The sequence below is a fragment of the Chitinophaga niabensis genome (assembly GCF_900129465.1).
In the GTDB taxonomy this organism is placed as follows: Bacteria; Bacteroidota; Bacteroidia; order Chitinophagales; family Chitinophagaceae; genus Chitinophaga; species Chitinophaga niabensis.
Map to the genome: position 1 here is coordinate 2,237,315 of NZ_FSRA01000001.1, position 23,663 is coordinate 2,260,977.

At 47.2% G+C, this 23,663-nt stretch carries 21 protein-coding genes; 11 read left to right on the plus strand and 10 right to left on the minus strand.

The annotated features are described in order from the left end of the window. Positions 1 to 160 precede the first annotated feature (160 nt). Positions 161 to 1,825, minus strand: a complete 1,665-nt coding sequence (locus BUR42_RS08595) for an ATP-binding response regulator (protein WP_074238836.1) — start codon at positions 1,823 to 1,825, stop codon at positions 161 to 163. 196 nt (positions 1,826 to 2,021) lie between these two features. Between BUR42_RS08595 and BUR42_RS08600 the strand changes: the two genes are divergently transcribed. Both BUR42_RS08600 and BUR42_RS08605 read left to right on the plus strand, forming a co-directional pair. Continuing rightward, on the plus strand, positions 2,022 to 4,931 hold the full coding sequence (locus BUR42_RS08600) for a SusC/RagA family TonB-linked outer membrane protein (protein ID WP_074238837.1): 2,910 nt from the start codon (positions 2,022 to 2,024) through the stop codon (positions 4,929 to 4,931). Between the two features lie 11 nt (positions 4,932 to 4,942). Then, positions 4,943 to 6,244 carry a RagB/SusD family nutrient uptake outer membrane protein gene (locus tag BUR42_RS08605; protein WP_074238838.1) on the plus strand — a complete coding sequence of 434 codons (1,302 nt, stop codon included), beginning with the start codon at positions 4,943 to 4,945 and terminating at the stop codon, positions 6,242 to 6,244. Positions 6,245 to 6,283: 39 nt separating this feature from the next. On the opposite strand, the gene BUR42_RS08610 is transcribed toward BUR42_RS08605, so the two are convergent. The 3 genes from BUR42_RS08610 to BUR42_RS08620 are packed head-to-tail and all read right to left on the minus strand — an operon-like array spanning position 6,284 to position 7,830. Next, complete coding sequence (locus tag BUR42_RS08610; protein WP_074238839.1) at positions 6,284 to 6,862, minus strand: hypothetical protein; 579 nt, start codon at positions 6,860 to 6,862, stop codon at positions 6,284 to 6,286. Between the two features lie 11 nt (positions 6,863 to 6,873). Continuing rightward, complete coding sequence (locus BUR42_RS08615; RefSeq protein WP_074238840.1) at positions 6,874 to 7,227, minus strand: VOC family protein; 354 nt, start codon at positions 7,225 to 7,227, stop codon at positions 6,874 to 6,876. Positions 7,228 to 7,278: 51 nt separating this feature from the next. Then, positions 7,279 to 7,830 (minus strand): hypothetical protein, encoded by a 552-nt coding sequence (locus BUR42_RS08620; RefSeq protein ID WP_074238841.1) that lies wholly within the window; start codon positions 7,828 to 7,830, stop codon positions 7,279 to 7,281. Between the two features lie 30 nt (positions 7,831 to 7,860). Between BUR42_RS08620 and BUR42_RS08625 the strand changes: the two genes are divergently transcribed. The 4 genes from BUR42_RS08625 (at position 7,861) to BUR42_RS08640 (ending at position 10,265) form a co-directional block, all read left to right on the plus strand. Beyond that, on the plus strand, positions 7,861 to 8,373 hold the full coding sequence (locus tag BUR42_RS08625) for an O-acetyl-ADP-ribose deacetylase (protein WP_074238842.1): 513 nt from the start codon (positions 7,861 to 7,863) through the stop codon (positions 8,371 to 8,373). A 134-nt stretch (positions 8,374 to 8,507) separates the two neighbouring features. Further along, positions 8,508 to 9,407 (plus strand): Abi family protein, encoded by a 900-nt coding sequence (locus BUR42_RS08630; RefSeq protein WP_074238843.1) that lies wholly within the window; start codon positions 8,508 to 8,510, stop codon positions 9,405 to 9,407. A gap of 62 nt (positions 9,408 to 9,469) precedes the next feature. After that, the gene (locus BUR42_RS08635) at positions 9,470 to 9,799 is read left to right on the plus strand and encodes an ArsR/SmtB family transcription factor (RefSeq protein ID WP_074238844.1); all 330 of its coding nucleotides are present in this window, start codon (positions 9,470 to 9,472) and stop codon (positions 9,797 to 9,799) included. Continuing rightward, positions 9,783 to 10,265, plus strand: a complete 483-nt coding sequence (locus BUR42_RS08640; protein WP_074238845.1) for an SRPBCC family protein — start codon at positions 9,783 to 9,785, stop codon at positions 10,263 to 10,265. Before BUR42_RS08635 ends, BUR42_RS08640 begins: the two co-directional genes overlap by 17 nt. A 113-nt stretch (positions 10,266 to 10,378) precedes the next feature. Here the strand turns inward: BUR42_RS08640 and BUR42_RS08645 are convergent, their stop codons facing one another. Both BUR42_RS08645 and BUR42_RS08650 read right to left on the minus strand, forming a co-directional pair. Continuing rightward, positions 10,379 to 10,834 (minus strand): hypothetical protein, encoded by a 456-nt coding sequence (locus tag BUR42_RS08645; protein WP_143197390.1) that lies wholly within the window; start codon positions 10,832 to 10,834, stop codon positions 10,379 to 10,381. Beyond that, positions 10,785 to 13,451 (minus strand): family 78 glycoside hydrolase catalytic domain, encoded by a 2,667-nt coding sequence (locus BUR42_RS08650; RefSeq protein WP_074238847.1) that lies wholly within the window; start codon positions 13,449 to 13,451, stop codon positions 10,785 to 10,787. Before BUR42_RS08650 ends, BUR42_RS08645 begins: the two co-directional genes overlap by 50 nt. Positions 13,452 to 13,607: 156 nt before the next feature. Here BUR42_RS08650 and BUR42_RS08655 point away from each other — a divergent pair, with 156 nt between their 5' ends. Further along, positions 13,608 to 14,567 carry an alpha/beta fold hydrolase gene (locus BUR42_RS08655; RefSeq protein ID WP_074238848.1) on the plus strand — a complete coding sequence of 320 codons (960 nt, stop codon included), beginning with the start codon at positions 13,608 to 13,610 and terminating at the stop codon, positions 14,565 to 14,567. Here BUR42_RS08655 and BUR42_RS08660 read toward each other — a convergent pair. Beyond that, positions 14,539 to 14,886, minus strand: a complete 348-nt coding sequence (locus tag BUR42_RS08660; protein WP_074238849.1) for a nuclear transport factor 2 family protein — start codon at positions 14,884 to 14,886, stop codon at positions 14,539 to 14,541. The two genes, BUR42_RS08655 and BUR42_RS08660, sit on opposite strands and share 29 nt — an antisense overlap. A gap of 114 nt (positions 14,887 to 15,000) precedes the next feature. On the opposite strand from BUR42_RS08660, the gene BUR42_RS08665 reads away from it, so the two are divergent. Beyond that, a complete protein-coding gene (locus tag BUR42_RS08665; RefSeq protein ID WP_074238850.1) occupies positions 15,001 to 15,903 on the plus strand; it encodes an NAD(P)/FAD-dependent oxidoreductase in 903 nt (300 codons plus the stop codon). On the opposite strand, the gene BUR42_RS08670 is transcribed toward BUR42_RS08665, so the two are convergent. From BUR42_RS08670 to BUR42_RS08680, 3 genes are read right to left on the minus strand one after another with little or no spacing between them, the layout of a single operon-like run. After that, positions 15,900 to 16,448 carry a DUF1543 domain-containing protein gene (locus tag BUR42_RS08670; protein WP_200798235.1) on the minus strand — a complete coding sequence of 183 codons (549 nt, stop codon included), beginning with the start codon at positions 16,446 to 16,448 and terminating at the stop codon, positions 15,900 to 15,902. The genes BUR42_RS08665 and BUR42_RS08670 overlap by 4 nt on opposite strands. Before the next feature lies 1 nt (position 16,449). Continuing rightward, on the minus strand, positions 16,450 to 17,307 hold the full coding sequence (locus BUR42_RS08675) for a dienelactone hydrolase family protein (RefSeq protein WP_074238851.1): 858 nt from the start codon (positions 17,305 to 17,307) through the stop codon (positions 16,450 to 16,452). A 60-nt stretch (positions 17,308 to 17,367) separates the two neighbouring features. After that, positions 17,368 to 19,755: a glycoside hydrolase family 127 protein gene (locus BUR42_RS08680; protein ID WP_074238852.1), complete on the minus strand. Its 2,388-nt coding sequence runs from the start codon at positions 19,753 to 19,755 to the stop codon at positions 17,368 to 17,370. A 163-nt stretch (positions 19,756 to 19,918) separates the two neighbouring features. Between BUR42_RS08680 and BUR42_RS08685 the strand changes: the two genes are divergently transcribed. The 3 genes from BUR42_RS08685 (at position 19,919) to BUR42_RS08695 (ending at position 23,659) form a co-directional block, all read left to right on the plus strand. After that, positions 19,919 to 20,794: an AraC family transcriptional regulator gene (locus tag BUR42_RS08685; protein WP_074238853.1), complete on the plus strand. Its 876-nt coding sequence runs from the start codon at positions 19,919 to 19,921 to the stop codon at positions 20,792 to 20,794. A 72-nt stretch (positions 20,795 to 20,866) separates the two neighbouring features. Further along, entirely contained in the window at positions 20,867 to 22,075 is a 1,209-nt protein-coding gene (locus tag BUR42_RS08690; protein WP_074240505.1) for a glucuronyl esterase domain-containing protein, read from the plus strand. A gap of 90 nt (positions 22,076 to 22,165) precedes the next feature. Beyond that, a complete protein-coding gene (locus BUR42_RS08695) occupies positions 22,166 to 23,659 on the plus strand; it encodes a TlpA family protein disulfide reductase (protein WP_074238854.1) in 1,494 nt (497 codons plus the stop codon). Positions 23,660 to 23,663: the final 4 nt, after the last annotated feature.

Consider the following 23,663-nt stretch of genomic DNA (forward strand, 5'->3'; position numbering starts at 1 on the left):
GTTAATAGAACAACCGCAAGGATGCTCTTATCAGGCATAACAAGTTAAATCGTGAAAAGGTAACCACAGGGGTATTAGGAGCATAATTTGCTCTTGCAAATCCCTGAGAATAACAGGCGTTTACAATAGCTAAATAAGTAATAAGTAGGTGAAAAAAATATTACTTTTTACTAAAAAAAGTTTCGAGTTCACTGTAAAAAGTATCAAAAATAAGGGGTTTGGATAGAAAACCTACCGCACCGGCGGCCAGCATTTCTTCTTTTATGGCGGGAGCCGTTTCACCGGTAACGCTGATCACCGGGGTGCCATCAAGGGCTTCCTGTACTACTTTCAGGGCTTCTTTTCCATATATGCCGGGTAAACCGATATCGAGCAATACCAGGTCCGGCCGTTCATGCGAGGCTGCTTCAATACCCTGGAAAAGGTCTGCGGAAAGGAGCACCTGGCATCCCATCCTTTGCAGCAGCAGTTCTACCGCGCGCAGGTTCATCTGGTTATCATCAATTACCAGTACGGTTTTATTGAACTTCTTATAGCTGATCTTTTCTTCCAGCTGTTTGATACCTGCCGTAAGCGGCAGGGTAACGATGAATGTGCTGCCTATGCCGGTTTTACTTTCCACACGGATGTTGCCTCCCATGGATTCCACCGTTTTTTTCACCAGCGGAAGGCCAAGCCCTGTACCCCGGTAAGTACTGTGGCGCTGGCTGACGTAGGGTTTGAAGATCTGGACCCGCTGCAGATCGTTTAGCCCGGGGCCGGCATCTGTAACACTGATCACCAGCTGGTGTTTTTCATTCGGGAATGCTTTGATCCTTATCTCACTATCTGCTGCCGTGAATTTCACCGCATTTGAAATAAGATTGCTGATCACGGTGGTGAGTTCCCTTTCGTCGCTCAGAATGATCTCCGGTATGGCCGGGGACAGTTCGGTGCTGATCTTCACCTGCTTTTCATCCGCCATCACCTGGAAGGAGGCGGTGATCTCTGTGATCAGTTCCCGCAGGTCGAAATTGGAATTCACCAGTTCAAACTTGCCGTTTTCCAATGCTGAATAATCCAGCACGTTATTGATCACCAGGGTCATTTGCTTGCAGGCAATGTTCAGTGCCTTTACACGGTCTGCCGCTATCACGATCTTATCTGCACCCTTGCTCTGCCGCAGCAGTTCCTCACTGATGGAGGTCACAATATTGAGATGGTTCCTTGTTTCGTGGTTTGTTTTATTGAAGGACAGGCTTTTGGAGATGTTCACATCTTCCAGCTTCTTCGTTTTGGCCATCAGTTTATCGATGGATTCCTTAAAATGTTCTGAGTAAAAGTAGAACACCAGGATGTTCAGTGTAACCACTGCCATCAGCACCACCAGTTTGGTGATTTCATAGCCGTAATGGATGCCCAATGCTGTTAATACACTGAACACCGCCAAAAGGCTGAAGATCCTTTGCTGGTTGGTGGTAAATAACAGGAAGGACATCCCTATCAGGAAGATCACGATCAGCTCCACATTGGCCGCAGGGCCCATGATCACCCCAAAGAACAGGGTGCCCGCACAGTGTGTGCAGAACATGATAAATTTAGCAGTGAGGTATTTTCCGGATCTGTTGAAAAAGGGTACTGTTATCAGTATAAGGCCTTCAATAACAGGGCAGTACAGTAACCGCAGCTGGCCCGTGATAAAAAATAGGATCGGAGCCAGTAAGAAAGCAAACAGGGCTGGTATCGCAGCCATGATATTCACGATCACTACCGTTCTCGCCTTTGTTCCATCCTGAGTCTGCGCACCAGCATTAATGACCTTCTTTAGGATGTCACGTGGATTCATCAGAGCGTGTTTTCAATTAGCCGTAGGTTTTCAGAGTTTTGATCAGTGTAACAGCGCAAAGTTAACGCTTCGGATAAGAAATCCTACAGTTAAGGCTGATTAATCTACATGTAACGCAAAGCCTGACTCCCTGAGTGCTTCAGGAGCCTAATTTACATCCCTGCCAGTTGTTTTTTATCAACCAATAAACTGAAAAATGAGACAATCCCTGAAAGGCATATTATACCTCGTATGCCTGTTATTACCGCTTGTTATGCAGGCACAGCACAAAACCTTTTCCGGAAGAGTGACCGATGTGAACGGTAATCCCTTACCCGGTGCCAGTGTGAGCATCCAAAAGACCAAACAAGGCGCCATCACCAATACGGAAGGCAGGTTTGAGATCAGTGCCCCGGAAGGTGCTACCCTTGTGGTGAACTTCACCGGTTTCAAATCCCGCAATATTAAACTTACAGGCGATGCTGCGCTGGCCATTGTGCTGGAAGAAGATGTGGCCAAACTGGATGAAATTGTGGTAACGGGGCTCGCTACCACGGTTAAACGAAGAAATGCAGCTAATGCTGTGGCCTCCGTTTCCGCAAAGGAACTCACCGGCGTGGCACCTGCCCAGACCTTTGATGCCGCTTTAAGCGGTAAAATAACAGGGGCCAACATTGTAGCCAATTCCGGCGCACCGGGTGGCGGGCTCTCCATCAAGCTCCGTGGTGTATCCTCTGTTTTTGGTACCACCCAGCCCCTGTATGTAATAGATGGTGTGATCGTGAGCAACCGCATCACCTCTACCGGTACCAATGTTGTGACCAGTGCACAGGGTGGTGGCAGGATCACTTCTACTCAGGATAACGCTACTTCCCGCATTGCAGATATCAATCCGCAGGACATTGAAAACGTGGAAATACTGAAAGGAGCTTCTGCCTCTGCCATATATGGTTCACAGGCCTCCGCCGGTGTAGTGATCATTACTACCAAAAAAGGAAAAGCAGGCACTACCAAAGTGAATGTTTCCCAGGATATGGGGTTCATCACAGCCCGTCACCTGATGGGCATGAAAACGCTTACGGATGCACAGATCACTGCACGCAGGTGGAATGTGGGACTGTACAGGGCAGCGCAGCAGGCAGGCAAATTATATGATTACGAAAAGGAGATCTATGGCAACACGGGTTTCCTGCGCAATACCAGCTTTACTGCCAGCGGTGGAACAGAAAAAACCACTTTCCTTTTCTCTGCAGGGATGCGTAAAGAAGAAGGCATCATTCAAAATACAGGATATGCCAATAACAACCTGCGCCTGAATGTGAACCACCGGGTATCAGACAGGATCAAAGTAGGCATCACTTCTTCCTACACCAATTCTTCTTCTGACCGTGGTATCACCAATAATGATAACACGGGGGTTTCTATTGGTGTACAGCTGGCTTCCATGCGCCCGTACAGGGAACTGCATCCTAACGACAAAGGGCAGTATCCCAATCCGCTGAATGGCAACAACATTTTGCAGACGATCGCATTAATGAAGAACAATGAAAAGATCAACCGGGTAATTTCCGGTATCAACCTGGACGCTACTTTGCAACAATCTGATGTTTCCATCACAAAGCTGGTGGCAAGGGGTGGTGTGGATTTCTATAACCACAAATCTCAACTGCTCTTCCCCGCTATCCTTCATCTTGAAACAGCCGCGGGCACCGGCGGGCGGAACGTGCAGGGAAATACGAACGACCTTAATACCAGCTGGGCTGCATTCCTGGTGAACACCCTCAGCGCAAAACAATTATCGTTCGTTACCACTGCAGGTTTAACCCACGAATATGGCTCATACGATCAGTTGCTGAATGTTGCTTCGCAACTGGTAGGTGAAGAAACCAGTGGCGGGCAGGCCAGCTCTGTAAGCGCACAGCAAACACGTTATCTTTTCCGTAACGATGGTATCTTCTTACAGGAAGAAATTGCGCTGAAAGAGTTCCTGAACTTCACGGCAGGTGTTCGTTTCGACCGCTCTACCAATAACGGGGATTATAAGAAGTTCAATGTATATCCCAAAGCCAATATGTCCTGGAACATTTCAAAGATGGGCAACTGGGAAAACCGTACGGTAAATGATCTGAAGTTCCGTATCGCCTATGGTGAAAGCAGTGGTTTTCCTACTTTCAACAGCCGCTTTACCGTATTACCCGGTATGAGCATTGGCGGGCGCCCCGGTTCTTTGATCGGCATTACCCTGGGAGATGCGGATATTCAGTCTGAAAGGCAAACAGAACTGGAAGGTGGTATGGATATCAGCTTCCTGAACGGAAAGATCAACCTGGAAGCCACGTTGTACAACAAGGTGATCAAAGACCTGCTGGTGGCTGCTAATTTCCCTGCTTCCAGCGGCTTCACCAATCACTGGGTGAATGCAGGCTCTCTGCGCAACCGCGGGCTGGAATTAGGCTTAAGGACCATCCCTGTTGATAATAAGTTCCTGCGCTGGAATTCCACACTCAACTTCTGGTTCAACCGCTCCAAAGTAACGAAACTGAATGTTCCCAGCTTTGACCAGGGAGATGCCTTTGGTGCTAACTACGGTACCTTTTTCATTGAAGAAGGCAAATCAGCCACACAGATCCTGGCATTTAACGACGATGGCAACCTGCAGCAGTATGGCGACCTGGAACCTGATTACCAGCTGAGCTTCTATAATGAGCTTACTTTCCTGAAGAACATCAGCCTCCGCTTCCTGCTGCATGCACGGAAAGGCAGTTCCAACGTGAACCTCTCTCAATTGCTGCAGGACTATGGCGGCACTTCTCCCGACTGGGATGTACCGGATAAAGGCGGCAACCCTACAGGCCTGGTACGTTCCGGCCAGCCTTACCGGTATGTGCAGGATGCGAGCTATTTACGCTTCCGTGAAATAGCATTGTATTACCGCCTGCCGGTAATATGCCGCCACATCCAGAACATCAGGCTGGGCGTTTCTGCCAATAACTTTATTACATGGACCCCTTATAAAGGATATGATCCGGAAGTTTCCAATTTCGGCGCCGGCTTTGGTGCCGGAGTGGATGTAGCTCCCTACCCTGCTTCCAAACGCCTGCAATTCCATTTATCGCTTGACTTCTAAATCATTTATCAATGAAACATATTTTATCAGTAGTTTTTGTTGCAGCCAGTGTACTTACTGCCTGCACGCATGAATTCATTCCTAACCCCAACGCCCCCACGATGGAAGAGATCATTAAAAATCCCTCCATCTCCCAGTTGAACAACCTTGTAACAGGTTCCGAAGGAGGGCTGCGGGCACAGCTGGGACTGTATCACGACCTGGTGGGTGTATTTGGCCGTGAATTCTGGCGTTATTCCAATTCAGACAGCCGTAATACAGAAGATCTTTTGGGGAAAGGGAACATAACCCTGGACCCGAACTCCTACTATGCTATAAATAGCTGGCTGGCCCGTTATTCCGTAGTGAAGAACTGCAACCTGCTGATGGAGGCTACAAAGAACTGTACACTGCTGGAAAATGAAGCACAAAAGAACGGATATTACGCATTTGCCAAAACCATCGCAGCCTATCAGCTGCTGCTGAACCTCAACCATACGGACGATCAGGGTATCCGCACAGATGTGAACGACCCTAAGGACCTCGGGCCTATCGTTAATAAAACACAAGCGCTTACAGACATTGCCAAACTACTGGACGATGCAGATGTGTTGCTGAATAATGCAACGATCATATTCCCCCTATCCGATGGTTTTGAGGGGTTCAACAGTGTGGCTGGTTTCAAAAAGTTCAACCGCGCGCTTTCTGCCCGCGTATCCATTTACCGGGAGCAATGGACCAAAGCACTCACCGATCTGAATGGTTCTTTTCTTGACCTTTCTGCAGGGAGTAACCTGAATACAGGTGTTTATCATGTTTTCTCCTCTTCCAGCGGGGACCTGCTGAATGAACTATACCTCGCGCCGGATGGCCAGAGTGATATCAGGGCGGCTCATCCAACATTTGAAGCAGACCTGGAAGCAGGAGACGACCGTATCAACAAAACACATGTAAGAGCTGCAGCGGCCACTTTCGATGGCCTTACGAGCACCAGGGATGTAGCCCTTTACGCCACACCCACCACACCAGTGGCTATCATCCGGAATGAAGAGCTGATCCTGATCTATGCGGAAGCCAAACTGCAAAATAACGCACTGGCAGAGGCAGCAGATGCATTGAATACTATCCGCAGCAAACACAATCTTACACCACGGCTGGACCTTGATACAAAAGCAAAGCTCATAGATGAGTTACTGAAACAAAGAAGGTATTCCCTCTTTGGAGAAGGACATCGCTGGGTAGATATGCGCCGGTACAACAGGTTAGCCACCCTTCCCATTGACAGGGCAGGTGATGATGTATGGCCGCGTGTACCGCTCCCGGCCGGGGAATAAATTAAAAAGGCTGGTCCGTTGGGGCCAGCCTTTTTTTTATCAGTTCATTACAATAAAGATCAGATCTTCATAATCATGTGCGGACACAAACATGGGAATGCCGGCCCAGGCGGCCCTGTTCTTATGTGCTGTTACCGTTTGTTTGAAAAGCTGGTATAAGCGGAGGATCACCAGGTATTCATGCAACTCGCAGGCAGCACGTAAATTATCATCCCGGTACCCTTCTGTTTTCATGTACTCCCGGTTGGCCTCCTGCAAGGCTTCAAAGCCGGTAATGCTCATGCTCTTTTCAGACTGGCCATCAAACTCCGCCAGCCAGTTCAGGGTATCTTCTTCTTCTACTGTTTCATAGGCAAAAAGATCTATGAACCAATGTTCATAGTTCACCGTAAAGGCGTTCATTTCGCAAAGGATGGCTTTGATATCCAGCTCTTCTTCTTCCTTCATGGCTTTATAAAAACTATTCAGGAACTGGCCGAGGATGGGCTGCAGGTGAAGAAGGTCTTTCCCGATCACCTGGTGAAAAGGGGTTTCCGGCAGTTCTGCCAGTTTATCTTCCGTATAACGGATGGCAGCATCTATCTGCCCGGCCCTTATCCAATCTACTAATTTATCCATTGCTTTGTGATTTACAGGTATTCCAATAACTCTATCCTGTTATTAAAAGGATCTCTGAAAAAACACCTGGAGCGGCCTTCTATAACGGAGGAATACGAAATTTCAATGCCTTTGCTTTCCAGGTAGGCCTTTGCGGCTTCGAGGTCCTTCACTTCAAAAGCCGGATGGCGGCCGGATACAGGCCCCGGTTCTTCTTCCACAATATGCAGCTGAATGTTACCGATATTGAACCAGATGGCGCCCCGTGGATGATTTCCGGGTATCTCTTCAAGCTGTAATACCTCTTTGTAAAATGTTTTGGCTGCTTCTTTTTTGCCGATCGGTACCATTTGCGTAACATGGTCTAACCGCGAAAACTGTATCATACTTACCTCAATTAATCCTGCAAAGTAAAGGATAAGGTATGAGAAAACAAGCTATTCGCTTTCCGGCAACAGCCAGGCCAGGTTGTTCACGTTCAGGCCTTCCAGCAATTTGTAGTGCTGATCTGATAAAGTGAGACTGAAAACATCGTCATCTGCCGGCACGCTGAAGGGATCATTGGGGAGTTCCCTTAAGTATTTCGCCTGGCCGTATAATACAGGCACCCGGCATTTTTCATAAAAACCCCTGGCCGCTTTTTCACAACATCCCAATGTTTCTATTTTCCGGCTCTCCATATTGGTTTTGATCTGATGCAGGAATAACTTTCCATTCCCCTTCCTTTCTTCTATGGATACAAAACCCACCAGCTCCGCGAAAGGATAGACCTGATGCCTGATCTTTATCCTGAAATCGAAATTAATACGGGCCACGCATAAGATAGCAGCGCTCATGCCAACCAGGAAATGAAATTCCGAATGGCGGTATTTGTGAATGAAGTCTTTATCTTCTATGCCCGTCCAGGGTTCTACGTCCCAGCATGCGAGGATGGTTTTGATCTCCATGCTGGTGAGGTCTGCAGGTTTTTTGATCAGGTGTTCAGGCATGAGATAAAGATATACTATCTTAGTTAAATCATGATTGAACTATTACAGGGAGATATCACAAAAGTTAAGGCAGATGCGATCGTTAATGCTGCGAACAGCTCTTTGCTTGGTGGTGGAGGTGTTGATGGCGCTATTCACAGAGCCGGAGGCAGTGACATACTGGAAGCCTGCCGGAAAATAAGAGATAAGCAAGGTGGTTGTAAAGTAGGAGAAGCCGTGATAACAACAGCGGGTAAGTTGCCTGCGAAATACGTGATCCATACTGTTGGCCCGGTGTGGAACAATGGCAAAAGCAACGAAGAAAAATTGCTGGCCGCTGCTTATACTAACAGCCTGCAACTCGCCCTGGATAACCAGGTAAAAACAATAGCCTTCCCTAATATCAGCACCGGCATCTACCATTTCCCAAAAATAAAAGCGGCTGAAATTGCAATTTCCACGGTAAGAAATTTCCTGCACACCACAGATAAGATCCAGCAAGTGATCTTTGTTTGTTTTGATCAGGAAAATTATGAGATCTATAAAAAAATAATGGGTAGCTGATTTTTAAAAAAAAAAATTACGTTTTTGATTTTTATTTCAAATAAAGTTTTACCTTTGGTATGATATAGTCTGCCACCCCTCTGTTTACACGGGCAAATCTGGCAGGCTTTTTTTTTGTTTGTAACCGCCATTAAATGTATAGAAGTCAATACAAAGCCTCTTCGCTTAGTATACCTGAGCAAATTCAACTTCTTAAAGATAAAGGGCTAACAATAACCTCAGAAGAAAATGCTAAACAATGGTTGTTTTATGTCAGCTATTTTAGATTAAAGAACTACACAAACAAGTTTAAGGATTATCAAACCGGTCACTTTACGCCTAACTGCACCTTCGACCAGGTCATTCAACTCTATTTGTTTGACAGGAACCTTAAGTTCATTTTATTTGATGCCATTGAAACAATTGAAGTTGCGATTAAAACATTAATATCAAATGCAATGGCCCAAACGCACGGCCCCCATTGGTATATGGAAAGGAAACATTTCCTGCCGGCATTTAATTTTGATGAATTCCTGGCCGCTGTTGAAAAGAAAGTTGCAGATTCCGATGAATCATCCATTAAAAATTACAAACAACTTTTTGATCATCCGCCATTACCTCCCTGCTGGATGATCTTCGAATCACTTTCTTTCGGTAGCATATCCAAGATATTCGAACACCTCGCAGTCAGGGATGTGAAACTACAGATATGCTGGCAATATGATCTGCCAGACAATATACTCGTTAACTGGCTACATTGCATCACGCAACTGAGGAACAGGTGTGCCCATCATTGCCGTGTTGTTTACAGGTCCATGAACAAAACAATTATCCTACCCTCAAGGGCTAAACACCGGTTTCTGGAAGCAGCTGACCAAATAGACCCAAGTAGCCTTTATGCCACTTTGTGCTGTATGCAAAACCTCATCAACAAGATCCGGCCTGGATCCAACTTCAAAAAGAAACTCCTTGCCCTGATAGATAAGCATTCAGAAATTGATTATGCACATATGGGATTCACTAAAAACTGGCGGAAAGAAAAAATATGGCAGTAAGGCTAAAAAATATGTAGCCATTTAACTTCCTTTCCCTATATTTGTAGTCAAATGGCTTCATAATGGAAAAACGAAGAGATGTATTCCAGGCAATAGCGGACCCTACCCGGCGGGAGATCATTCACCTGATCTCCAGGGAATCCCTGAACCTCAACGCAATAGCAGATCACTTTGATTCTGCGCGCCCTACTATTTCCCAGCATATCAAGATACTGACGGAATGCGGGCTGATCATCATTAAAAAACAAGGCAGGGAAAGGTTCTGCGAAGCAAAGCTGGATAAGTTACAGGAAGTATCTTCCTGGGTGGAACAATACAGTAAGGCATGGAATGAAACGATCGATGCAATGGAAAACTTCTTAAAAAATAAAAAACATGGTAACAAAAAATGAGGATGTATTGATATCCCGAATTGTAGATGCTCCGAGGGAGCAGGTATTCCAGGCATGGACTGATCCGGCAGGCCTGGAACAATGGTTTGCACCCAAAGGATGCACCATTCACTTTAAACAGATCGATATCCGTGAAGGCGGTACGTTTCACTCCGTGATTAAAAATCCTGCCTATAAGGATTGCTGGTGTGTGGGTACTTACCTGGAGATCGTTAAACCGGAACGCATTGTTTTCACCATGGTGAATGCAGATGAAAACGGGAATCCGCTGACTGCTGTGGAAGCAGGCATGGACCCGGAATGGCCTGTATCCACTACGGTAACGGTTACCCTGGGTGCAATCGGCAACAAGACCGAATTCACTTTGCATCAGACCGTAAATGAAGCCATCGCTAAACGCACCGGCGCACATCCAAGCTGGCTGCAGATGTTAGATATCCTCGAAGCATATCTGCACAAAAAATAATCAGTATTCCGGCTAACCCCATGTGAATGGTGCTGTTATCATTAACAGGCGCTGGCGGATGCTTTGTGCCTGTTAATGATTATTTTTGAATGCTTGAAAATGTTCACCAACTCCTACCGTCCGAACTCAAGGTTGGATAAGTAGATCATTTCCATAATACTGAAAATAAGAGAAAAGCTCAGCACAAAGGACAGAAAGCGCCAGCGCCCTGCGGAAGGATCTTTTTTAAACAACAGGGGCCTGTAAAAACCTTCGGAAACAGTTAAAGCGCTGCCTGCTGCAATCATTACTGCGCCTACAACAAGTACTAAACCGATGCCGTCAAAAGATATCGCTAAACCATACCTGTTTATCAGGATATAAATAATGCAAAAGAGCAGTACAAACGATGTAAAAAGCCAAAAAGCCTTAGCGCGTAGTGCTTTGTAGATCTGTAAGGATAAAAAGAAACAAAGGGCAGATATTATTGCTGCTGCAAAAAAAATTACGAAGGTTATCAATACAATTCCCATAGGTCCATTATTCAGATACGAATATATGATTTCCTGAACCTGTACCAAATACTGCATACCCTTTTTCTTCCCTGATAAGTTTACCTCCGGACACTTTACCATATTTCGTTGGCACCCATACTTCTGCGCTGGTATTAGGGGGTATACTTACCCTGAGATCAAACTTTCCGTTCGCTATTTTCCAGTTGCTGGAGATAGCGCCGTAGGGAGAGTCATAACTTCCTTTGGCAAAGGTAAGGTCCCCTGCAGGCTGTGGTTTTATGATGATCTTTTTGAAGCCGGGGGCTGCTGGGTTAATCCCCAGCAAAGACCTGTAGAACCACTCTCCTATTGATCCGAACATCGGGTGGTTCTTGGAATAGGTATTATCTGAAGCGGCCCATGTTTCCCACAAAGTGGTAGCACCATTTTCCAGCATATGGCCCCAGCCCGGGAAACCACGCTGATCTGCAATACGGTATGCCAGATCGTTCTGGTCCCTTTCCCGGAATACATCAAACAACATCTTGGTGCCAAAGATCCCCGTAGCTACATGCCAGTTACGTTTTGCGAATGCAGCTTCCAGTGTATCCGCTGCTTTCTGTGCATCTGCACCTTTCACTACATCAGACCATACGCCTATCACCTGCGCGGATTGATTGGCTTTTTCAAATGCGCCGTTCACGTAGTATTTCGCTACGATCGCTTTGCGGATATTTTCGGCTAATGCCGTATACTTTGCTTTGTCTTCTTCCTTATGCAATACCTCCGCGAGTTCTGCGATGATCCTTACCTGCGCCAGATAGAACACGGCAGCAACCAGGGGTGAAGCCTTCCCGTCCAGCGATTCATGATCTCCCAGGCATTTATCGGAAAGGTAATTTTCTGAACGGGATTCCAGGAATGCGATCAGGCGGGCTACGGCTCCATAGTTCTCTTCAATGATCCTTTTATCTCCGTAGTATTCATACATTTTTTTGATCAGGAAAGGATAGGCAGCCTGCCAGCCTAAAGGACCGGAACCATCTCCGGGACCTTTATCCGCAATGCCTACAAATGGGGCCGTTTCCGTGATGCCACCGAGCGGGCGCTGGTCGTTGGCAAAGTCCCGGATGGTTTTGGCATAGAACTGCGGCATATGATAATTGTACATATAGGTTTCCGCCACACACAATATATCGCCGCCGTATTGCAGTTTTTCCCTTGCAGGGCAATCAGATTCCACGCTGAACACATTACTGAGGAAAGTCCATTGGATCACTTCGTTCAGTTGATTGAACATTTTGTTGGAACTGGTGAAGCTGCCGTTCTTTTGCAGGTCTGAATTCATCCGCAGGCCTTCTATATCCTGCAAGGTGGGTTTACCGGGCCAGCCGGTTACTTCAATGAAACGGAAGCCATGAAAAGTGAAACGCGGTGCCCAGGTTTCGAGGCCTTTGCCTTTCAGGGTGTAACTATCTTCCTGCCATGCAATAGCCGGAGCCCCCGGGCCTCCGTTGCTCTTTTTGACCTGCCCCGCTACTGCCGTCATACCATTCAGGCTGCCATCGGGGTATTTATCTTCTCCGTAACGGATACTTACTTTAGTACCGGCGGCACCTTTTACTTTCAGGCGTACTACACCTGCAAAGTTCTGCCCCATGTCCAGTATGAACACACCGGGTTTTATTTCACGGATGCTAACGGGCTTTACGATCTTTGTTACCCGTATAGGTGGCTGCATTTGCGGCGTGAGTTCTCCTGCGGGGCCCTGCACCTTTACAGCCTGTTTCCAGCCCGTTTGCGGATCTTCCAGGCGGGCGTCATAATGTTCCCCCAAAAAGATGCTGTTACGCACTACAGGGCCCGGCGCTGTTTGCCAGGTTTCATCTGTTGGTACCAGGGCGGTGCTGCCATCTGTATAGGTGATCCGGATCAGGGCTTTTACACATGGCCTGCCGGTTGTAAGCTGCGCGCGCATATTGATGCTGCCCCAGAAACGTAATGGGAGTGTATTGTACCATCCGTTGCCCAGCATTATGCCGGCAGCGTTTATGCCATTCCGTACCTGTGAAGTGATATCGTATACGGTATATAAAACCTGTTTGCGGTAAGCGGTTAACCCGGGGTCCAGTACATGATCCCCTATTTTCTGCCCGTTCAGGTAAGCTTCGTAATATCCCAGGCCGCTGATGTACAAACGGGCGGAGGCGATCTTCTTCTTTGCTTCGAAAGACTTCCGGAACAAAGGCATGGGATCTTCTTTATAGAATTCTTCATCCTTTTCAAACTGCTTGCTGCCATCTCCGATCCATTGTGCAGCCCAATCTGAAGAAGCGGTTTCAAACCATTGCGGTAAGCTCCAGGCCGATGCCCTTCCATCCTGGTCATATACTTTCACCTGCCAGGTATAACGGGAAAAAGGTTCCAGGGCTTTACCCGCGTAGGTGATATGCAGGTTCTCTGCGGAATTTACTTTGCCGGTCTGCCATACAATATCTTTACCGGGACCTCTCACCACTATTTCATATGCAGACTGCCATTGGTTTTGCCCATCGCCTGCAAGGGTCCAGCTGAAACGGGGTGCAGCGGTGGATATGCCCAAAGGGTTTTGCAGGTATTCACAGGTAAGCTTTGCCGGTTGCAGTGCCGGTGCAGCTTCAGCATAACTAACAAGGCTTATCAGTGCTATGCATATAGTGGTCCTTAATCCCATCGGTTTTGAATTTACCGGGCAATATAGGTACAAATACATATTCGTAGGTAGCAAAGCAGGTAGGTACAGGTTGGTTTAACCTAATGCGTATATTTGCATGACCACCGGAAACGATGATGCGGAATACCTTTTGTTATGGAGGATTAATACCAGCACATGAAATTACCTGTTATCATTGCCATCCTGTTTTTCATGGCGGCATGCCAGCCCAACAGCACTTACACACAGTTAAACAATGCGGATACGGCTATCCTCACCAGTGATTCCGTTCAACTGGTTGTTAAGGTGGCAGGCCAGGGAGTGCCCTGCATCTTTGTGCATGGCGGGCCGGGCGGCGGTTTTCTGTCCTTCGAAAAAATGGGCGGAAATAACCTGGAGCAGTGTATGACCATGGTGTATTACGACCAGCGAGGCTCCGGCTCTTCACAGAACGCGGCAGATTATAGTCTTGACCGCATGGTGGAAGACATAGAAGAACTCCGGCAGGCCATGAAATCAGAGAAGGTATACCTGCTCAGTCATTCTTTCGGCGGCATCATTGCTTTCAACTACGCAAAGAAATATCCTTCCCATGTATACGGGTTGATACTGGCTAACGCTACCCTGCATTTCTTCAATACTGCGTCTATCAAAGAGCAGGTAGAATATGGGTATCGCCTGCTGGGCAGGGATACTGTTATTCAGGAAACAGATTCCCTCCTGCAGCTGATGACGGTGGTGAGAAAAGAAATGAGTAAACAGCGCATCGGTTATAAGTTCCTTACGGATGATATACAAACCATCGTCAGGCTGGATAGCCTGGATGAAATGTATCCCCGCACGAATGACTTTGGCATGGCCATCGTGGCGCCATTATTAGATACTTCCGGGAAGGTACGTTATCCTGAATACTCGCTTGACTACACTGTTCAAACATCCCGGCTGCAGCTTCCCGTGCTCACCATTACCGGCAACAACGATCATGCGATCGGCATTCATCATTATGAAAAGTTCAGGTTCCCGCAACAGGAGGTAGTGAAGATCAATGGCGGGCATTTGCTCTATTATGAGCAGAACGCTGCCTTTGTAAAAGCGGTTTGTGCATTTATCAAAGCAAAGGGCGCGGGTCAAAAATAACTTTAAGGGAAGTGATCTTCTCATCCTCTACATGATACCAGCCACAGCCGAAGATGGTTTTCCCGGAGATCTGCAGGTCGTACAGGAGGCATACATCGTCTCCTTCCGCAATAGCTTTTTTCACATCGTATTTCAGTTTCATTTTCTCCATATCATCAAAGTATGCCTGTGCCCCATCCCTTGAGCCCATTACGCCAATGAACTGCATATCGTCGTCCACAAAGGTCCTGGCAATCTTGAAATCCTGTTCGTTGATGGCTTTCACACAGGATAATACGATCTCTTTTGCACTGCTTGCAATAACTGTCTTGTGTGTCATTTTAATGGTGTTTAGTTAACAGTTATGCAGTAATTACTATGCCACGTTGCGGTTGTTCCATTTTATTATTTGCAACTTTGTTGCGTATAAAGGGGTTTTATTTACCTTTGCCATATGAAGGCAACATATGATGTAATGATAGCGGGCGGCAGCTATGCCGGTCTTTCAGCAGCCATGGCTTTAGGGCGGGCATTGAGACATGTGCTGATCATTGACGGCGGCGATCCCTGCAATAAACAAACACCTCATTCGCATAACTTCCTCACACAGGATGGGCAAACACCTGCACAAATTGCGGACAAAGCAAAACAGCAGGTGTTGCAATACCACACCATTTCCTGGCACCAGGGCTTAGTATCCAATGTAGTGAGCACCCCTGCTGGTTTTGAGATCAGTACGGCGGCGGGAGAAACCTTCCGGGCTAAAAAGGTACTGTTTGCAACGGGCATCAAAGACCAGTTCCTGCCGGTCAAAGGGCTTGCAGAAACATGGGGCATTTCCCTGGTGCATTGCCCTTACTGCCATGGTTATGAGATCAGGGGGAAAGCCACAGGGCTCATTGCTAACGGGGAAATGGGGTTTGAGCTATGCCGGTTAATTTCCAACTGGAGCAACAAACTAACGCTCTTCACCAATGGCCCTTCTACTTTAACAGCAGAACAGGCAGCGAAGATCAAAAGCCATAAGATAACGGTGATTGAAACGGAGATCAGCGAATTTGAACAGAAGAACGGGCAACTGCAAAACATTGTATTAAAGGATGGCTCCAAACATGCCCTGGAAGCTGCTTACATAAGACTGCCCTTTAAACAGCACAGCGATCTGCCGCAGCAATTGGGTTGTGCTATTGATGAACATGGATATATTGAAGTAACGGAACTACAGCAAACCACGGTTCCCGGTGTTTATGCAGCAGGCGATAACAGCAATAAGTTCCGTGGTGTTTCCATGGCTGTTGCTGCTGGCACAAAAGCAGGTGCCATGATCAATAAGGAATTAACGGATGAAACATTCTAAGCCAGGAGGTCCGATAGTTTGAAGTACCCCAGGTGCAAAACATCCTCTGCCATCTCCTGTGGTGCAGGTGTTAAGGTCAGGCGGTATTGCTCACGCACCGTTGCAGGCAGTATCTCTTCCACCAGTGCCATATCGTCCACATCCACACCATATTTATCATCGATGTGTGCAGTGGCCCCTTTGAAACCGGTATGTTTAAAAAAGGCGGTAGCCTTCGCTTTACGGAGTGCTTCGTTTTTATCTTTCCCGGTGGCCAGCATTTTGTAATGGAACTCTTCCATTTCATTTTCTTTATAGCCGCCCAGGTTAATAAAGAACAGGTATTCGGAGGAAGGAACTGTTTCATTGATGCCAATGCGGTACCCATCTACTTTTGTTACTTCCCGGTACCCGTCTATATGCAGATCGTCTGCCTCCGGCCAGAAGGCAATGATAGCGGGTATGAGTTCTTTCAGGGATGCTGCTATACCAAAGAAGATATCGTGTTGTTCTGTATGGCGGCCTGCGGGTTTACAGCCGATCAGTACCATAAATAATTTCACCATGTTATTGTATGGTTCCTTTAAACAGCTTCAGTGTTCTTTCCCAGGCGAGCTTAGCGGCAGCTTCGTTATAACGGGCTGCAGAAGTATCATTATGGAAGGCGTGTTGTGCCCCTTCATAGATGTACAGTTCATATTTAACATGCGCTGCTTTTAAAGCTGCTTCGTAGGCAGGAATACCTTCATTCACCCTTTCGTCCAGCCCGCCATAATGCAGTTGCACCGCAGCTTTGATCTTCGGAACATCTGCTGCTGCCGGCTGGCGGCCATAAAATGCAACGGCTGCTTTCAGATCAGGATCATTCACGGCCAGCTGATTAGCCAATGCACCTCCCCAGCAAAAACCAACACAGCCTGTTTTACCATTGGATTCCGGGAGAGATTTGAGATAAGTAAATGCTTTCAGGAAATTCTGCAGGTTTTGTGCTGCATCCAGTTTTCCGAACTGGGCGCGGCTTTCATCTTCGTTGGCAGTGGTGCCGCCAAATACAGATAAGGCATCCGGTGCCAGCGCCAGGTATCCCGCTTTGGCGAGACGGCGGGTTACATCTTTGATGTGCGGTGTAAGGCCCCGGTTCTCATGGATCACTACTACCGCTCCCCTTTTGCCGGCAGCTTTCGGGCGTACGAGGTATCCCTTCATGGTAGTGCCTTCTCCGGGATAGGTGATATCCTCCTCTGTAAGGTCCGGATCCAGTGGCTGCACCGTAGCTGCCTGGGCATAATTGGATTCCAGCAGGGGCAATACAGCCATGGCCGCTGCCATACCTCCGGTGAGCTTTACGAGGCGTTTGAAGAAATCTTCCCGGGTAAGGGGTTTGTGGGTATACTCATCAAAAAGGCGGATGATGTTCTGATCCATAAGATAGCATTTGTAGAAAGTTACAAATTATCGTGCTCTTCACCAATGCCCCTTGGCGTATTATTTCACGCTCCATTCATGCAGGCCCGCAGAATATTCCACAGGCTGCTGTATTTCCATTTTCAGCGCGGTGGTGGTCAGGGGCTCAAAATGAACGGTATCGTATTTGTCTTTTGTGATGGTATATGGACTGGTATGTTTCACTGCTACCCACTCCTCTCCTTTTTTGTAATACAGTTTCCAGGAAAGCGGAATGCGGCATCCGCCCCATGGGCCATCATCGTACCAATATACGCTGGCGGAAGAGATGGTTTGCGGGGAATCAAAATCGTATTGTACCCATTCCAGTGAATTCTTCTTTGGCCACCAATGCAGGTAAGGTGCATTGTTATCTTTTGCGTCCGCAGGTTCATACTGATCATTCAGGGCTTTGAACATGCGCTGGTTACCAAGGGAAGCACTCACCTTTGCTTTGGAGGCAATGGTAGGTGCAGGTTTGGGTTTGGCTGCTGAGGCTTCATATGGGATCCATACAGTCATATCTGCCGGGCCACGGTTGGCCCATGCATAATATGGAATGGCGGTAACGGTTTGCGTGCTATGGACCAGTTCATCACTGTTCAGTTGCCGTTTTGTGGATGCGCCTTTCATTTCCAGTATGGTTACGCCATTCAGCAATAGGGGTTTAAAAACTGCGCTAACAGCTGCGTGCCGATCTACTACAATGTTCTGCACGCTGCTATCCAGGTTATCCGGGCCTTCAATACAATACATGAGCGGGCCACGTTCCAGTGCAAAACGGTATTGATCATCCTTCACCTGTTCGTTGGCTAAGATCTTCTCTGCTTTCATGGGTAACTCTATCGTGATCTTATCTCCCTTTTTCCAGGTACGATCGATTACAGCGTATCCTTTTTCTGTTTTATAACTATATGGTTCACCATTCAAAAGAAGCGGTATTTTTTTGAACACGGGGTCCTGTACACGATAGAGATCACCAGGTACCGGATGGTCCTGCGCCCAGCCCGGTATACGGATGCGCAGGGTAAAAGCGGCTGGCTTTGCGGGATTAACAGTGATCTCATTCTTTCCCTCCCAGGGATAATTGGTTTGTTGTGTGAGTGTTACTTTCGTTACAGGTAATTGAATGCTGGCTGTGTTGCCTGCAAACAGGTTCACGTACAGGTTGTTCTTATCCTGTGCGTAGATATAACCCGGCATGGAAGGCAGAAAGCGCGTCATATTGGAAATGCAGCAGGCGCAGCTGAACCAGGCACTGCGCTGATGCTGGCTCATAGAAGCCAGTGGATTGGGATAAAAGAAACGGTCGCCGCTTAAGGATACACCTGAAAGCAAACCATTGTATAAGGTACGTTCCAGTACATCTACGTACTTCGCATCTCCGTGCAGCAGGAACATACGGCTGTTCCAGTATACATTGGCAATAGCTGCGCAGGTTTCTGCATAGGCGCTCATATTAGGCAGCTGGTAGGCTTTACCGAATGCTTCGCCTGCACCTGTTGCTCCAATGCCGCCGGTGATATACATTTTCCTTTCCACTACATCATGCCAGATATCATCGATGGCATGCAGATAATCTTCGTCGCCGGTAAGTGCTGCTACATCTGCCATGCCGGTATACATATAAGCAGCGCGTACAGCATGCCCTACGGCTTCGTGCTGATCGGTCACTCTTTTATGTGCCTGGTTGTATTCCTGGCTATATTTTTTTCCTGGGCCCCGTACATCCAGGAAGAATTTGGCGAGGTCCAGGTATTGTTGATGACCTGTTACGCGGTATAGTTTAGTTAAGCCGGTTTCCACGATCTGGTGGCCGGGGAACCTTTCTGTTTTACCAAAGCCGAAATCACGCACCAGCAGGTCTGCATTTTTAATAGCAATGTTGAGCATCGTTCTTTTGCCTGTAGCCTGGAAATGTGCCACAGCCGCTTCAAACAGGTGACCGGAATTGTAGAGTTCATGGCTCAGGTCTTCTTCTTTCTCCCATCGCTGTGCACCTATCCAATCATGTGGCTTGGCGGCTTTCACGGTACGGAAAGTATAGAGATACCCATCCGGTTCCTGTGCGATCGCAATATAAGAGATCAACGTGTCCAAATACATTTCCAGCTCCGGGTTCTTTTGTACCTGCAGGCTGTAAGAAGCACCTTCAATTACTTTATACACATCCGTATCATCAAAGGTGAATTCCGTTAGTTTATCGCCGGGCAGTTTTCCTGCAGCACGCAGGAAATTATCTACTCTGCCGGTTTTACGGCATTGCGCTAAAGTGTAGGGAATGGTAACATCCGCATTCACTTTTATTTTGGGTGCCCAGAAATTATCGTTCACTTTCACCTGTGTAAATGCAACAGGCTGAATAGGGTAATCTCTCTGTGCCATGGCATCACCGGCACTGAGCAGCAAACAGATCAGGATCTTCTTCATATTGGTATTTAACTGTCATTCCAACATTTAAATATACCTCAATGATATTGTACCTACTTTATGTATTTTGATCAATATTTATCGGATTTTATCCCGGCTCTGAAATACTTTATAGTGTCAATTTGAATTTTATTATCACAAAGTTTTTCGGTAATTTCCGTATATGAAAGTCCTACAGTTTACCATTCCTGTTGCGCGCGACAAAGCCATTATCACGCAAAGCGATCTTCTCCCTGAATTCTATCCCTGGCTGCACCGGCATGAAGAGATCCAGCTCACGCGGGTGATCCGTGGCAGCGGTACATTAGTAGTAGAAAATAATATGTACCCTTTCCAGGAAGGAGATATCTTCTGGATAGGCAGTAATCAGCCACATGTATTTAAAGGAGATGGAAACACTTCACCCGTGCAGGCCTTAACGCTCTTCTTTAATCCACAGGGTATGCTCGGCGCTGTATTTGAATTACAGGAGCTGAAGAAGATAAAAGCCTTCCTGCAGAAATCAGATGCCGGCTTTAAAGTACCGGAAGATCAAAAGGAAGATATCTTTCTGCGCATGCTGCAGATAGATCAAACCAGCTGTGCCAAACAACTTATTCATTTCATGGACCTGCTGCATACTTTTCAAAGCATGAACGACCTGCCTTCGCTTATTTCCGGCACACGTTTAATAGCCGTGAACGAACAGGAAGGGATCAGGATCAGTTATATCTATGATTACATCATGCAGCATTACGATGCGGATATCACACTGGAAGATATCGCGCAGCACGCGAATATGTCTGCCCAGGCATTCTGCCGTTATTTCAAAAAACATACGCGGCTTACGTTCATCTCTTTTCTGAATGAAGTACGGGTAAGTGAAGCCTGTAAAAAACTGGCCGATGGTAATTTCGACAGTATCTCTACGGTAGCTTATCAATGCGGGTTTAACAGTATTGCCAATTTTAACCGGGTATTTAAATCCATAGCAGGCAAATCTCCCCGTGATTATATCCGGGAATTCGGGCAGATAGAAGAAAAGCAGGATATTTATTAAGACAGGAATAGGATAATCATTATGTGGGAATAGGATATAATTATGCTAAATATCATCCCTATATTAGCTGCTATGAAGAAGATCCTTTTCTTTTCCCTGGTAACCCTATCCCTGCGCCTGAGCGCCCAGGAGGTTTTTAATTATGACGAATTAAAAGTGGGTAATCTTCCCCTGCCTGCTGTACTAACGCCTGCCGTGAAAAACGCAGCGGACTGGCAACGCAACCGCAGACCGGAGATCCTTCGGCTTTTCACAACCCAGATGTACGGTGTATTTCCGGGTAAACCTCCTCATATGCATACACAGGTACAGCTGGTAGACAGTAATGCGCTGGGTGGCAAGGCCATCTCCAAACAGGTAAGGCTGTTCCTGGCTGCCGGAGACCAGGCACCTTTTATGGATATCCTCCTCTTTCTGCCTAAAGAAAGCAAAAAGCCGGTGCCGGTATTCATTGGCTGTAATTTCCTGGGCAATCATACGGTTTCGGGAGAAAACAATATCCTGGTTAAAAAAGTAGCACATCCCGTTGCGTTAGGTTTCCAGGAAAGGCGCTGGGAAGTGGCCAGGCTGATCGAAAACGGTTATGCGCTGGCTACCTATCATTATGGCGACCTGGAGGCGGATAGTACAGACGGATGGAAAACAGGCATCCGCACTACTTTACAACAGGAGCTGAAAACAGCCCCTGATGCATGGGCTGCCCTCAGTGTATGGGGATGGGGCCTGAGCCGGCTGCTGGACTACCTGGAAACAGAAAAAGCCGTAGATGCTAAAAGAGTGATTGCAACAGGACATAGCCGTTTAGGTAAAGCTGCTTTGTGGGCCGTAGCGAATGATCCCCGTTTTGCGGCCGTGATCTCCAACAACTCCGGAGAAGGTGGGGCTGCTTTAAGCACCCGCTGGTACGGGGAAACCATTGAACGCATCAATACCCGCTTCCCATACTGGTTCACCGATGCCTATAAGCAATACAATAAAAAACCCGAAACCTTACCTTTTGACCAGCATATGCTGCTGGCTCTGATCGCACCACGCCCTTTATATGTAGCCAGCGCAACGGAAGACCTCTGGACTGATCCCAAAGGTGAATTCCTGGCTGCCCGGGCTGCCGGGCCTGTTTATGCCTTATTTAAATATGAAGGTGTAGGCGTATCCGAAATGCCTGCGCCAGACCATCCGGTAGGAAAACGTATCCGCTATCATGTGCGTACCGGCAAACATGATATACTCTGGTACGATTGGGAGCAATACATAAAGTTTGCGAACGAGGAACTACCTTAATACAAGGGTTTCGTAACACGTCCATTACGGTTCATCACATTCCGGTCCCCTCTTTTCCATGGTGTTATATCCTTGCATAAAATATACACCATGAAAAAGTATGGCATGCTCATCCTTGCCGTTTGCAGCATCACCCAATGCCTGGCACAATCTATCCTTACGGGAAAGATCAATGGCGTGGCCGGGAAAGAAACTGAACTGAATATCTCCCGGGATGTATGGTATCAAAAGGATAATTCTGTTTTCAGCGAAATAAAGCCGGATGGCAGTTTCTCTTTTACCGTTCCCGGAACGGACCCATTATTTGTTACTTTACATTACAACAAACAGCAGCAACAATTATTACTGAGCCCGGGCAGGCCATTGCATGTAACCTTTGAAGATGCAGACCTGCCCGGCACGATTCAGTTCAGCGGTAAAGGGGCTGCGGAAAACATGCTGGTGCATGCCACATTCCCGGCACGCCCATTCTTTATGCAACCCTTCTCTGCGGAGAACCCTTACGGGAAGTTAGACCAGTATTCCCTGATGAATATATTACTGCCTAACATCCTGGATACGGTAGATCACCTCTCCCTGAACGTTACCAAAGCAAAGCTGCCTGCGGTTGTAAAAGCCTCCCTGCATACACAGATCAAATACTATTATGCCCTGAACATGGAAGAGTTCAGCATCATCTTGCAAAGCTATGCAAAGAACCCTGCGTACCAGGCCTGGAAGGACACTGTGATAAAACTCACCGGCATGCCTTCCATCATTGACCTTAACAGAAGCCCTGCCGCCAATTATTTCCTCGATGCCTACGCCAAATACAAAATGATGGAGATGGGACAGGTGTACAGGAAAGATAAGGCACAGGGGGCTAAAATGCTGGAAGCAGCAGCGGGCCTGCCCTTTGATTCACTCATGCAGCTGGCAGGAGAATATGGCGATGAGATCATTACCCTCCTGGCCACCGGAAAGATCTTACCTCCGGCGCAACATGAAAGACTGCTGGCTAACAGGGTGATCTATTACAGCAACGAAAAGGAAACCATGATGGCCCGCAAGGTGATGACGGAACTCACAAAATACTTTGCAGGCAGTAAGGAAGAAAAAAACGCCAGCCAAAGGATGGCCAAACTGGAAAGTATGCTGGCAAGCGGCAAACAGAATGAGCATATAGCGATCCGCACCGGCATTAGTACCCTGGAACAAATGCTGGCGCCCTATAAAGGCAAACTCGTTTACCTGGACATCTGGGGAACCTGGTGCGGACCCTGCAAAGCAGAAATGCGTTATGCGCCTAAGCTGAAAGAGCAGATGAAAGGAAAAGATGTGGTATTCCTCTACCTCAGTAACGACAGGGACCAGGCTGATAAAAAGTGGCGGGAATACATACAGGTGAATAATATCACGGGAGAACATGTGCGGCTCACCGGGGAAGCCATTGAAACCATCTGGCAAACCCTGCTGCCGGGCGAAGGAACCAGGTACTACCCTACTTTTTTCATCTTTGACCGGGTGGGTAAAGTGTTGATCAAAAAAGCAAAACGGCCCAGTGATGAGGACGCATTGTATACCCAGCTGCTGGGGGCCTTATAATTTC

Bases quoted from the DNA above. Each gene is read 5' to 3' on its own strand.
- BUR42_RS08595 (WP_074238836.1), bottom strand. From the start codon at position 1,825: ATGAATCCACGTGACATCCTAAAGAAGGTCATTAATGCTGGTGCGCAG.
- BUR42_RS08600 (WP_074238837.1), top strand. From the start codon at position 2,022: ATGAGACAATCCCTGAAAGGCATATTATACCTCGTATGCCTGTTATTA.
- BUR42_RS08605 (WP_074238838.1), top strand. From the start codon at position 4,943: ATGAAACATATTTTATCAGTAGTTTTTGTTGCAGCCAGTGTACTTACT.
- BUR42_RS08610 (WP_074238839.1), bottom strand. From the start codon at position 6,862: ATGGATAAATTAGTAGATTGGATAAGGGCCGGGCAGATAGATGCTGCC.
- BUR42_RS08615 (WP_074238840.1), bottom strand. From the start codon at position 7,227: ATGATACAGTTTTCGCGGTTAGACCATGTTACGCAAATGGTACCGATC.
- BUR42_RS08620 (WP_074238841.1), bottom strand. From the start codon at position 7,830: ATGCCTGAACACCTGATCAAAAAACCTGCAGACCTCACCAGCATGGAG.
- BUR42_RS08625 (WP_074238842.1), top strand. From the start codon at position 7,861: ATGATTGAACTATTACAGGGAGATATCACAAAAGTTAAGGCAGATGCG.
- BUR42_RS08630 (WP_074238843.1), top strand. From the start codon at position 8,508: ATGTATAGAAGTCAATACAAAGCCTCTTCGCTTAGTATACCTGAGCAA.
- BUR42_RS08635 (WP_074238844.1), top strand. From the start codon at position 9,470: ATGGAAAAACGAAGAGATGTATTCCAGGCAATAGCGGACCCTACCCGG.
- BUR42_RS08640 (WP_074238845.1), top strand. From the start codon at position 9,783: ATGGTAACAAAAAATGAGGATGTATTGATATCCCGAATTGTAGATGCT.
- BUR42_RS08645 (WP_143197390.1), bottom strand. From the start codon at position 10,834: ATGCAGTATTTGGTACAGGTTCAGGAAATCATATATTCGTATCTGAAT.
- BUR42_RS08650 (WP_074238847.1), bottom strand. From the start codon at position 13,451: ATGGGATTAAGGACCACTATATGCATAGCACTGATAAGCCTTGTTAGT.
- BUR42_RS08655 (WP_074238848.1), top strand. From the start codon at position 13,608: ATGAAATTACCTGTTATCATTGCCATCCTGTTTTTCATGGCGGCATGC.
- BUR42_RS08660 (WP_074238849.1), bottom strand. From the start codon at position 14,886: ATGACACACAAGACAGTTATTGCAAGCAGTGCAAAAGAGATCGTATTA.
- BUR42_RS08665 (WP_074238850.1), top strand. From the start codon at position 15,001: ATGAAGGCAACATATGATGTAATGATAGCGGGCGGCAGCTATGCCGGT.
- BUR42_RS08670 (WP_200798235.1), bottom strand. From the start codon at position 16,448: ATGGTGAAATTATTTATGGTACTGATCGGCTGTAAACCCGCAGGCCGC.
- BUR42_RS08675 (WP_074238851.1), bottom strand. From the start codon at position 17,307: ATGGATCAGAACATCATCCGCCTTTTTGATGAGTATACCCACAAACCC.
- BUR42_RS08680 (WP_074238852.1), bottom strand. From the start codon at position 19,755: ATGAAGAAGATCCTGATCTGTTTGCTGCTCAGTGCCGGTGATGCCATG.
- BUR42_RS08685 (WP_074238853.1), top strand. From the start codon at position 19,919: ATGAAAGTCCTACAGTTTACCATTCCTGTTGCGCGCGACAAAGCCATT.
- BUR42_RS08690 (WP_074240505.1), top strand. From the start codon at position 20,867: ATGAAGAAGATCCTTTTCTTTTCCCTGGTAACCCTATCCCTGCGCCTG.
- BUR42_RS08695 (WP_074238854.1), top strand. From the start codon at position 22,166: ATGAAAAAGTATGGCATGCTCATCCTTGCCGTTTGCAGCATCACCCAA.